This is a genomic window from Dactylosporangium siamense (genome assembly GCF_016862795.1).
Classification (GTDB): Bacteria; Actinomycetota; Actinomycetes; order Mycobacteriales; family Micromonosporaceae; genus Dactylosporangium; species Dactylosporangium siamense.
In genome coordinates this window covers 1-11126 of sequence record NZ_BONQ01000221.1, presented here as the reverse complement: position 1 = coordinate 11126, position 11126 = coordinate 1, and the positions used below count along the sequence as shown (strand labels likewise).

The 11126-nt window shown below is 67.6% G+C and carries 6 protein-coding genes and 1 pseudogene; 5 read left to right on the top strand and 2 right to left on the bottom strand.

From position 1 onward, the window contains the following. Positions 1-134: 134 nt before the first annotated feature. Both Dsi01nite_RS56380 and Dsi01nite_RS56375 read left to right on the top strand, forming a co-directional pair. On the top strand, positions 135-4721 hold the full coding sequence (locus Dsi01nite_RS56380) for an RHS repeat-associated core domain-containing protein (protein ID WP_203854791.1): 4587 nt from the start codon (positions 135-137) through the stop codon (positions 4719-4721). A 1162-nt stretch (positions 4722-5883) separates the two neighbouring features. Beyond that, a complete protein-coding gene (locus tag Dsi01nite_RS56375; RefSeq protein ID WP_373318974.1) occupies positions 5884-6156 on the top strand; it encodes a tetratricopeptide repeat protein in 273 nt (90 codons plus the stop codon). Positions 6157-6397: 241 nt separating this feature from the next. Here Dsi01nite_RS56375 and Dsi01nite_RS56370 read toward each other — a convergent pair whose 3' ends face one another. Then, positions 6398-8017 carry an amidohydrolase family protein gene (locus Dsi01nite_RS56370; RefSeq protein WP_203854790.1) on the bottom strand — a complete coding sequence of 540 codons (1620 nt, stop codon included), beginning with the start codon at positions 8015-8017 and terminating at the stop codon, positions 6398-6400. A 202-nt stretch (positions 8018-8219) separates the two neighbouring features. On the opposite strand from Dsi01nite_RS56370, the gene Dsi01nite_RS56365 reads away from it, so the two are divergent. Together Dsi01nite_RS56365 and Dsi01nite_RS56360 are read left to right on the top strand one after the other, a co-directional pair. Then, positions 8220-8846, top strand: coding sequence for a ClpP family protease (locus Dsi01nite_RS56365; RefSeq protein WP_203854789.1), 627 nt, complete (start codon positions 8220-8222; stop codon positions 8844-8846). After that, positions 8843-9460, top strand: a complete 618-nt coding sequence (locus tag Dsi01nite_RS56360) for a ClpP family protease (protein WP_203854788.1) — start codon at positions 8843-8845, stop codon at positions 9458-9460. Before Dsi01nite_RS56365 ends, Dsi01nite_RS56360 begins: the two co-directional genes overlap by 4 nt. A 340-nt stretch (positions 9461-9800) precedes the next feature. Here Dsi01nite_RS56360 and Dsi01nite_RS56355 read toward each other — a convergent pair. Then, positions 9801-10076 (bottom strand): annotated as a pseudogene (locus tag Dsi01nite_RS56355) (helix-turn-helix domain-containing protein); the annotation flags it as partial. 447 nt (positions 10077-10523) lie between these two features. Between Dsi01nite_RS56355 and Dsi01nite_RS56350 the strand changes: the two are divergent. Beyond that, positions 10524-11126: Rho termination factor N-terminal domain-containing protein (locus Dsi01nite_RS56350; RefSeq protein WP_203854786.1), on the top strand; the 603-nt coding region annotated here is incomplete at its 3' end.

The window sequence follows — 11126 nt, the reverse complement described above, 5'->3', positions numbered from 1 at the left end:
CCCCGATGGTCGTCGACTTCGCCGTCAACCCGGCCGGCCGGTGCAACGACGTGGGATCCTGCGGGATCGACGTGCCGTGGGACCAGTACTGCGTGCAGGCCTCGTGCCCGAACCTGACCAGCCCAGCGTATTTCATGCAGTGGTCGCTGGCGTCGGTCACGACGAAGGTGCTGACGAACCCGGCCACCGCCACGTATCAGAACGTGGACCAGTGGACCCTCGACCACGACTTTCTGAACCCAGGCACCAGCGACACGGCGGCGTTGTGGCTGGAGGGGTTGCAGCACACCGGGTTCAAGGGCGGCGTGTCGCTGGCGGAGCCGCCGATGGCGTTCGGTGGTGGGGCGTTGGACAACCGGGTCGACTACAACCTCGCTGCTGGTGTGCTGAAGCTGCGCCGGTTCCGGCTCGGCAGCATCGAGAACGGCACCGGCGGTCTGCTGACGGTGTACTACGCCGGAACCGACTGCAGCCCGACGAACATCCCCGAGGGCAGCGCGAACAACAACATCTACCGGTGTTTCCCGCAGTACTGGTCACCAGAAGGTGGTACAGCCGGGTTCGGCTGGTTCCACAAGTACGTCGTCACCGCGGTGCAGCAGACAGACATGGCTGACTCGACCGCGCCGCCGGTGTTGACCAGTTACAGCTATAGCCTCACGCATTCCTCGACGAACGTGCTGTGGGGGCACGATCCGTCCGAGACGTCGCCGCTGTCGGTGCGGTCGTGGTCGGACTGGCGTGGCTACACCGATGTCACCACCACGACGGGACCGGTGGGCGGCACGCAGACGGTGTCCTCAGCGTTGTACTACCGCGGTTTGAACGGTGACCGGGCCAGCGACACCGGCGGCACCCGTGCGTCCACGATCACTGACTCGCAGGGCACCACGACCGACTTCTACATGCTGCGGGGGAAACTGCGGGAGGACACGTCGTTCCGGCCCGGTGGGCTGGCGTACTCCTCGACGCTGCACAGCTACGGCTACGGTGCGGTCGCGACACGTCCCTTGGCGTATGGGATGGGGACCCTGGTCGCGAACAACTTTGCCGAGACCGAGACCCGCACCCGCACCCACACCACCAGCCCGGCGGGGGTCGAGGGGTGGCGGTGGACGAAGACCACCACCACCACGGACAGCTACACCCTGCCGACCCTGATCCGCGACTACGGTGACGAGGCCGACTCGAGCGACGACCGCTGCACCGAGATCACCTACGCCGACCGCAGTGTCGACCCGGCCAGCGGCCGCTACCACGTCAACTACCAGCGGCAGACCCTGCAGACCTACTGCAACCTCTACGGGCTCGGCCACTACCAGGCCGGGACGTTCACCTACTACGACGGCAACACCACCGGCACCGGACCGGTCGGCCAGGGCCTCGTCACCAGGACCGACGCGCTGAGCAGCGTCGATTACAGCGTGCCGGCGAGCCCGGTCCTGAGCTGGCAGAACAGCACCAACACCGGCTACGACAGCTACGGCCGGGTCGTGTGGACCCGCGATCCGATGAACGACAACGCCCACAAAACCACGACTCAGTACACCCCTGCTGCGGACGCCCCAGTCACGCAGACGCTTGTCACCAATCCGTTGGGGCATCAGACCACCACGACCATCGACCCGTCGCATGGTTTGCCGACGCTGATCGATGACGCCAACCACAAGAAGACCAACGCCAGCTACGACGCGTTGGGCCGGCTCACCGACGTGTGGCTGGACAACCGGTTGACCACCAACACGCCGAACCTGCACTACAACTACCAGTTCTATTCGCTCTCGCCCGTGACGGCGAACACGGTCAGCACGATCGCACTGGGCCCGAACGGCAACACGATCGTCAGCTATGACATGTATGACGGGAACCTGCGGCAGCGGCAGCACCAGCGCCCGGCCCCGCAAGCCAACACCGGACGGATCATTACCGATACCCAGTATGACGGGCGAGGGCTCACCGCCAAAACGACCACCTTCTGGAACTCAAGCGCCCCCGCCGGTCTGATCGCGAGCTTCGCGGACACCGACGCCGGGGTCAAGAACCAGCACCGCTACACCTACGACAGCCTCGGCCGGCAGACCGTCGACGCGCTGTACTCCGTCAACACCCTGCAGTGGCAGATCACCATCGCCTACGACGGCAACTTCACCACCGTCACACCCCCCGTCGGCGGCATCCCCACCACCGCCTACGTCGACGTCCACGGCAACACCACCGAACTGCGCCAATACCTCAGCAGCACCCCGACCGGCAGCTACCACGCCACCACCTACGGCTACGACCTCCTTGACCGGCTGCGGACCACCGCCGACCAGTCCGGCAACACCTGGACCAGCAACTACAACCTGCTCGGCCAGGTCGTCTCCACCACCGACCCGGACAAGGGCACCACCAACACCAGCTACGACCTGAGCGGCCGGCCGACTACGGTCACGGACGCACGGCCGGGCAGTAGCACGACCACGAAGTACGACGAACTCGGCCGCAAGATCGGCCTGTACGACGGGGTCGGCACCACCGGATTCAAGCAGGCGTCGTGGGCGTACGACACCATCGCCAAGGGACAGCTGACCTCATCCACCCGATACGTCGGCACCGACGCGTTCACCAGCACTATCACCGGCTACGACGACGGCTACCGCCCGCTCGGCACCACGACGGTGATCCCGTCCAGCCTGAGCATGCCGTGGCTGCCGAACGGCTCGTACACGACGTCGATGACGTACAAGGTCGACGGATCCACGGCCACGGTGAGCTACCCGGCGGCGGGCGGCCTGCCTACGGAGACGCTGACCAGCACGTACGACAACACCGGCAAAGCGCTCACCCAGAGCGGCCTGGAGACATACGTCGCTGGGACGAGCTATCACGCCTTCGGCGCCCAGTACCAGCAGGTCCTCGGCTCCGGCAGCAAGCGGGTCCGGCAGACCACTGTCATTGACGAGACCACCGGCCGGCTCACCAGCGCCAAGACCGAGACCGAGAACGCCGCGAACCCCAACACGTGGATCGAGCGGCTCACCGAAGGCTACGGCTACGACGCCGCCGGCAACGTCAAGAACATCACCGAAACCTCGGCCGGGTCGACCGTGTCCAACCAATGCTTCGGCTACGACGCCCTCCGCGAACTCACCGAAGCGTGGACCACGACCGCCACCACGTGCCAGGCCAACCCGTCCGCAGCGGTAGTCGGTGGACCTGACCCGTACTGGACCAGCTACCGGTACGCCACCGGCACCAACAACTACAGCAACGGCAACCGCACCCAGGAGATCCGCCACGCCATCGGCGGCGGCACCGACACCACCCGCACCTACACCTACCCCACCACCGGCAAACGGCACACCCTCACCAAGGTCGACGCCACCGGCGGCAGCACCGGCACCGACAGCTACACCTACGACAACGCCGGCAACACCCTCACCCGCAACATCACCGGCAAACCCGGCCAGACCCTCGGCTGGGACACTGAAGGCCACTTGGCCACCGTCACCGACAGCGCCGGCGTCAGCAGCTACATCTACGACGCCGACGGCACCCGCCTCGTCGCGAAGGACCCTGCCGGGGCAACGGTGTACCTGGCCGGCTACGAACTGCGCAAGGTCGGCAGCACCGTCACCTGCACCCGCTACTATGGCGTCGCCAGCCGCACCCCAGCCGGCCTCACCTGGATCGCCGCAGACCACCATGGCACCGGACAGGTAGCCATCGACGCGGTCACCCAGACCGTCACCCGGCGCAAGACCGACCCGTTCGGCAACCCCCGCAGCGTCGACCCGACCTGGCCCAACACCAAGGGGTTCGTCGGCGGCACCCGCGACAACACCGGACTCACCCACCTCGGCGCCCGCGAGTATGAACCTGCCACCGGCCGATTCATCTCCGACGACCCCATCAGCGACGTGGGCGACCCGCAGCAGCTCAACGGCTATGCCTACGGTAACGGCAACCCCACCTCACTGAGTGACCCGGACGGTCTTGAACCACGCCCCTGGCATGACCCCGGCTACGACCCGGCAACGTGCGCCAACAGCAAGGCAAAAGAATGCCACCCCGCTGACGACACGGACACTAATGGGGACATTGGCAGCGGCCCTAAAGGCAACCAGAATGGCGGACTAACGGAAGAGGAAAAGGCCCTCAAAGACAAGGTCGATGGGATTGCGGAGAACTACGACACCGAGAAGGCGGGCCCGCTCTGTTTCCTGTGGACCTGGTTTGGATGTAAAACGCGCGATCCAAATGAACCAAACACTGCCCAGCAGCACGAGTTCGCTGTGTGTAACTGGATGAGCGTGGAATGGTGTATGTCCGCTAGGGGGTTGTCCGCCGATTCTATTGCTTTGGCTAAGGATCTCAGGAAGAAGTACGGTTGGAGTAAGCGGCAAGAGAACGCCTTCCAGCACGCGTACTGGGTTGCGATGATGAGGGCGAAGGGGGGTCTGTCTGAGGAAGCTATTATGATGATCACGGTAGCGCATGAACTGGACCATCAGATGGACCTGACGACGAAGAAGGCGTCTCCATATGGTGGTAAGGAGTCGCGGATTGATATGAACAACAATGTTGTTGGACTAAAGACGGCTAATCGGCTGATGCAGGCGAAGGGTGCGGGAACGTCTGGAGGTGTGGTGCTGGATCCAAAATTCATTCAGGCCGAACTGGTCGGTATGGTTTCGGCCGGCGGATGCGGCGGCGGGGTCTGTCTGAGTTTTGGATAGCATGACGAGAATCCAGAATTGCGGTCGTCGCTGGGGTGTTCTGCTGATCGTAATGTCATGCCTCGCGACAACAGGTGCGGTGCTGTTCGTTGCTGCAGATGGGTCTACTGAAAGGCGATTCAGTGTTGCTGATGGCCTTTATTCGGATCCGGTCTGGATGGAAGACGGATTTGTCTACTTTCTGTGGCAGGATCTTCAATCGTCGGACGGGTCGAATGAGCTGTGGCGAGTGCGTGCGGATCAACATGCTGAGCTGGTTGCATCGCCACCTGAGTCGTGTGAGGGCGGACAATTTGGAGCCCTGCATGTGAGGCCCGATGGGCGCTTGGGGTACATGCAGCGATGCGCGGGCAGCTCGGAACTCCTCGCGCTAGCTTCAGGTTCCGCGTCGGCAGAACGGGTCCTCGATCTTTCGGCGATGAGTGCCGATAAATTGGACCTAATCTATCAGGTTGTCTGGCTGCCGGGGCGGGCCACCCCTATGGTTGCGAGCAGTGGCTATCAATGTAGCGGCATTGGATATATCGCTGGATCTGACGTACCTGTCGGCGAGGCGGTGCAATTGGATGGCAAAGCGTGGCCCTTGGCGGCAAGCTATTCGCGTCGCCGCGGCGACTGCGTTGACCTAGGCTTGGCCGCCGATCCAATATCATACCCGGGAGGATACGCCTTTTTAGCTGCTCCAACTGCAATCGGAAAGTCCTTGAATGATCGCAAGGATGCCATGTGGAATATATACGTTCATGATGCAATGGATATGGTAGTTAGGAGGGGGGCTGGATACCGCGATCCGCGAGGTATGGTCCGTGCGGATGCTTGCTCCGTGCTGATCTCGGCGGTTCATGACCAAGGGCCTGGCCTGTACCTCGATCGGTTGCTGGGGCAGAAGCCGAGTCGTGTGGTGGCGGGCGCGTTCGGTCTGCTTGCTGTAGCTCCTGATGGTCGCTCCGCAGCGGCGGTCGTCCCCAGGGGCGGTAATGGCGCCAGCGATGCACTTGCGATCGTCGACATTCCTGAGCACCCAGGGTCTCGGCAAGATTCTGGTGAATGCCGAGGTAACTAATTGGCTTCCCTGGATGTCGCATAAGCTCGGCCCACGCGTTGAGCACAGCACGGCCGGCCCGAGCACGTCCTGCACCTGTCGGCCATCCTGCACCGGCACCTGCGCGCCCGGGGCCGCTACCACGACGCCGAAGCCCTGCACCACCAGGCCCTGCTCAACGCCCATGCCACCGGCAACCGCGCCGGCGAGATGGACGCGGTGGCCGGGCTCGATCACATCCACCGGCTGCGCGGCCGGTATCCGCAAGCCGCCGACCATTTCGAGCAGGTGCTGCGGATCGCCGGGCCATCGGTAACGGCGTCAGCGAACGGCAGGCAGTTGGTCGGCATTGACACAGACAAGAAGCACCTGCGGACCATCGACGTGCCATGAGGCCGGCCACGCCCGTCGGTGGTGGATCAGACGTGCCCGTCCAGTTCATGTCGGGTAGCTCGGGTCCTTCGGTCGTCGCGGCGTCGACCAGCACCAGCAGATGAACGTGCCGGAGTTCCGGTCTGCGTAGAGCTCCGACAGGGTGGACTTACCGATTCCTGGCGGGGCGTTCAGATGGATGAGTCGCGATCCGTGGCCCGAGCAACGAAACGCGTCCCGACTGTTCTCTGGACTGCGGACATCATGCCGGCGCTGATGAAGGAGCCGACGACACCGGCGACGCGGCGACGTGGAGAGGCTGCCGTGCCGTAGCGCCGTGGCAGGCGCAGGCGGCCGAGACGGGGACGGCGCCGGTCGGCGTGGCGGCGCGGACGGTGGCCTCGATGTCGGCGAGCATCCGCCGGCGGGCCGGCGCGTCGATGAGGTGACCCCGGACGAACACGCTGTCGATCCTCGTGGTGTTGGCGATGTCGCGCAGCGGGTCGGCGTCGAGCAGGACCAGGTCGGCGACCTTACCCCGCTCGACCGTGCCCTGGTCGGTGCGGCCGAGGCTGCGGGCCGGCTCGAGGGTGGCCGCCCGCAGGGCCTGCAGCGGCGTGAGGCCGGCCCGCACCAGCCAGCGCAGTTCGTCGTGCAGGGCGAACCCGGGCAGCAGGTATGCGGTGCCGAGGTCGGTCCCGGTCATCAGCGGCACGCCCGCCTTCGCCAGTTCGCCGGCGAGGCGCAGCCGGCGGTCGAACAGTTCCCGGCGTTCGGTGCTCTCCTGTGCGGTGCGCCCCTTGAGGTAGATGTTGTCGGTCGCCCATTGCCAGTAGGCCAGCATGTCGGCGCTGGCGTAGCGGAACCGGGGATCGTCGTGCGGCACGTCCTGGGGGACGTCGCAGGTCCAGTGCACGCTGAGCGTCGGCGTCACGTGGGTGCCGTTGCGCGCCAGCCGCTCGAAGACGCGTGCCGCCTTGCCGCGGTCGTAGCTGCGGGCCGCGGCCAGCTCCAGCGGGTGCAGCTTGGTGAACCAGCCGGCGTAGTCGCCGCCGTCGATCGGGGTCTGCGCGATCCCGCGGCGCAGCCGGTCCTCCTCGCTCGAGGTGTCGTACCAGAATTCGAAGAGGTGCTCGATGCTGTGCAGCCCGGCGTCGCTGGCCTCGGCGAGCTGGACGAAGTCGGGGACGTGCCCCAGGAACCGCACGCCGAGCTGCCGGGACTCGGCCGCGATGGCGTGGAATGCCTCGCGGGTCAGGCGGGTGTACGTCTTGATGAACTGTGCGCCGGCCCTCACCTGGTCGCGCACGGCCGCGCGGGCCTGCGGGGCGTCGGCCACCGCGAGGTACGGGATGCCGAGGCCCTCCCACAACGACGGCGAGCCGTCGAGGATCGCGCTGCCGATGGTCCACTGTGGACCGAGGCGGCGGCCCGCGGCGATCTCCTGGCGCCAACTGACGGCGGCGTCGCCCGCCGACATCTCGCGGGTCGTGGTGACGCCGTTGACGACGTACAGCTCCGGGTCGGCGGGGTCGATCCCGACGGCGTGCGTGTGCATGTCGGCCAGGCCCGGGATGAGGTACCTGCCGCGGCCGTCGATCGTCCGTGCGCCGTGCGGCACCGGCACCCGGTGCAGGTGCCCGGCGTCGAGGATACGGCCGCCCCGGATGAGCACGGTCTGATCCCGTCGCGCACCGCCCGCGTCGACGACCGTGACCCCGGTGACCGCGATGAGATCCGCGGCCCCGCCCGCGGCCGCCGGGTTTGTCGGTGCGGCGGACTCGGCGGCGCCCGCCGGGCCGGAACCGCCCAGCCCGGCCGCCGCACCTGCCAGACCCGCCGCGCCGACCAGGACCGTACGCCGTGACAACACCTTCGCCATGATCGCTCCCTCGTCGTGACAACTCGTCACCGACAATGCTCGCGGCGACGTGGTGCCGCGTCAGGGGTGGTTGCACCTCAACTGGGGTGGTGCCACCTCTACCACCGCATGGTCCCGGCTCTGCTGACAGCAGATGCGCTTGGTCCTGAGCGCCCGGCGATCCCATGGTGGATCAGGAAGACCGGACGCGAGGGAGAACGCCATGCAGTACGCCACAGGACTCACCGCGATGCACGCGGGGACGCTCGACGACCAGGTCGCCGCCCAGTTGCTGTACCAGCGGATCATCGTGCTCGGCACGGAGGTCGACGACCAGGTCGCCAACCGGCTGTGCGGGCAGCTCCTGCTGCTGTCGGCGGAGGACCCACGCAGCGACATCAGCCTGTACATCAACTCACCCGGCGGGTCGGTCAGCGCCGGCCTGGCGATCTACGACACGATGCGGCTCATCCCGAACGACGTGAGCACCCTCGCGATGGGGCTGGCCGGCAGCATGGGGCAGTTCCTGCTGTCGGGTGGTGCCCCAGGCAAGCGGTTCAGCCTGCCGCACGCACAGATCCTGATGCACCAGGGCTCGGCCGGCTTCGGCGGCACCGCGGCCGATGTCGAGATCTACGCCGAGCAGCTGGAGCGGATCGGCACCACCCTTGTCAGGCTGATCGCCGAGCACAGCGGACAGCCGGTCGAGACCGTCGAGCGGGACAGCCGACGCGACCGCTGGTTCACCGCCGAGGAGGCCCTGAGCTACGGGCTCATCGACCACATCCTCGAAGAGGTGGCCGACGTCCGTCCCGCGGTTGCGCAGCGGATGGCGGGGCTGGGCGCATGAGCCAGTACACGATCCCGACGGTGGTGGAGAAGACACCGACCGGCGAGCGGGCGTTCGACATCTACTCGCGGCTGCTCTCCGAACGCATCATATTCATCGGCACCGAGATCGACGACGGCGTGGCCAATGTCGTCATCGCCCAGCTGATCCACCTGGAGTCGGAGAACGAGCAGGAGATCGGGCTGTACATCAACTCGCCCGGCGGCTCGTTCAGCGCGCTCACCGCCATCTACGACACGATGCAGTTCGTGCGGTGTGACATCTCGACGATCTGCGTCGGGCAGGCGGCGTCGGCGGCCGCGGTGCTGCTCGCGGCGGGCACAAAGGGGCGGCGTTCGGTGTTGCGGCACGCGAAGGTGACGCTGCACCAGCCGTCGAGCCAGGCCCGTGGCACGCTGCCGGACCTGGCCGTGCAGGCCAAGGAGCTGGCCAAGGTCCGGGCCGAGATGAACGAGATCCTCAGCGAGCACACCGGGCAGCCGGTGTCCAAGATCCGGGCCGACACCGACCGGAGCATGACGCTGTCCGCTTCCGACGCGGTCGCCTACGGCATCGCCGACCAGGTCGTCACCAGCCGCGCGGCCCGCTCCCTGCAGCTGGCACCGGCGGGCTGACCCCGCCGGCCCACCATCGCGGGTAGGTCGACCAGCGGGGGAGGTCGACCACCCGGCAGGCGGGGCAACCGGGCGTGAGCCGCAGCACCCCGGCCGGGACGGTGCCCCGGCATGGCGAGCAGCACGACCCCGGCTGGGCCGCAGCGGGGAACGGTGCCGGGGCGGGTGGTCAGGAGCTTCAGCCTTCCGGTCCGGCGTGCGGGTCGGCGCCCGGGCGAGGCGGTCAGGCGGCGAGCAGCACGACCCCGCCGGGCCGCTGCGCGGGACGGTGCCCGGGCGGGGCGATGGCACCGTGCGCCCCGACCATCCGCAGGTGGATGACGGGGGCGCGGTCGTCGAGCAGATCGCGCCCCACCTCGGCGAGGAGGTCGGCGAGGTCGATGCGCAGGGCGTCGCACACGGCGGCAAGCACCTCGGAGCTGGCCTCCTTGCGCCCTCGCTCGACCTCGGACAGATACGGCATCGAGACGCACGCGTCGCGGGCCACCTCAGCGAGGGTGCGCCCCTGTTCGAGACGGTGGCGGCGCAGCACATCCCCGACGAGCGTGCGCAACAGCGGCCGGGTGCGCCGCCCACCGGCGCCCCCGCTGGCGCCAAGGCGTGCCACGTCCGACATCGGCTCACCATACCCACCACACGGCCGCGCCAGAACCGTGCGAGTGCGGTTCCGCCGGAGGCGTAACCGTCACGGGCGCCGGTCCCGCGCAGCCGCGGAGTCGCTGCGCGGTGTTGCCGGCGGAGTGGGGCGTGACCCTCGGCGCAGTCGGAGCGGGACCGGTTGCCACAGCGGCGGCGAGTTGGCTACCCTCGTCTCGGTAGCCGCCAGGTGCGGCAATCTCATGCGGGTCGACGTGCGCCGATTTTGTTGCAGCTCTTGCACGCGTGCTGGCCGCCGACCCGCAGTCTCCTGAATCGCCCGCACGGCCGGACCAGGCCGCAGATGGTCGCGATCGGATCACCGCGAACGCCGTAGCACCCCCGTAGCGGGTGCGGTGCGGATGCGTCCGCGGGCCGGCCACCGTGCCTCAAGTCCGCCAGTCCGGGCCTGTCGAAAGGAATCCCATTGAGCGACACCACCGACGTCACGTCGGACATCTCCACTGGTCGTGCCACGGCCGAGGCCGGCGCGACGACTCCGCGGCGCGCGGGCACCGGCCTGGCCCGCATGCTGGTGCCTGAGCTGCAGAGCCTGGCCGCCGCGTTGCGCATCTCCGGCACCGCCCGGATGCGCAAAGGCGAGCTGGTGACCGCGATTCAAGCACGCCAGGACAGTGCCGCCCCAGGCGTCGAGGCTCGGACCACCACCACCGAGGCACCACCGGCACGGCCCGAGAAGCCGCTGGTCGAGGCGGCCGGGAGCGACGGGCCGCCGGCCGTGCAGCCCGCCGCTGCGGCGACCGAAACGCCCCGGCCGGAGCGCAACGGCGGGCCCGAACGCACCGCCATCGGGGAGCAGATCGAACGCGCCGATGCCAGGGAGCAAGGCGAGCGGGCCGGTGGCGACCGCAACCAGCGCGGCAACGTCGATCAGACCGAGGACGACGGCATCGGCGGCCGCGGGCGCCGCAACCGTTCCCGGGACCGCCGCCGTGGTCGTGACCGTGACGGTGCGGAGACCAGCGCAGGTCGGGCCGGCAACGAGCCGCAGGTCAGCGACGACGACGTT

What these genes read in the sequence shown, in the direction of transcription:
- Dsi01nite_RS56360 (WP_203854788.1), top strand. Translation starts at nt 8,843, where the DNA reads ATGAGCCAGTACACGATCCCGACGGTGGTGGAGAAGACACCGACCGGC.
- Dsi01nite_RS56365 (WP_203854789.1), top strand. Translation starts at nt 8,220, where the DNA reads ATGCAGTACGCCACAGGACTCACCGCGATGCACGCGGGGACGCTCGAC.
- Dsi01nite_RS56380 (WP_203854791.1), top strand. Translation starts at nt 135, where the DNA reads ATGCAGTGGTCGCTGGCGTCGGTCACGACGAAGGTGCTGACGAACCCG.
- Dsi01nite_RS56370 (WP_203854790.1), bottom strand. Translation starts at nt 8,017, where the DNA reads ATGGCGAAGGTGTTGTCACGGCGTACGGTCCTGGTCGGCGCGGCGGGT.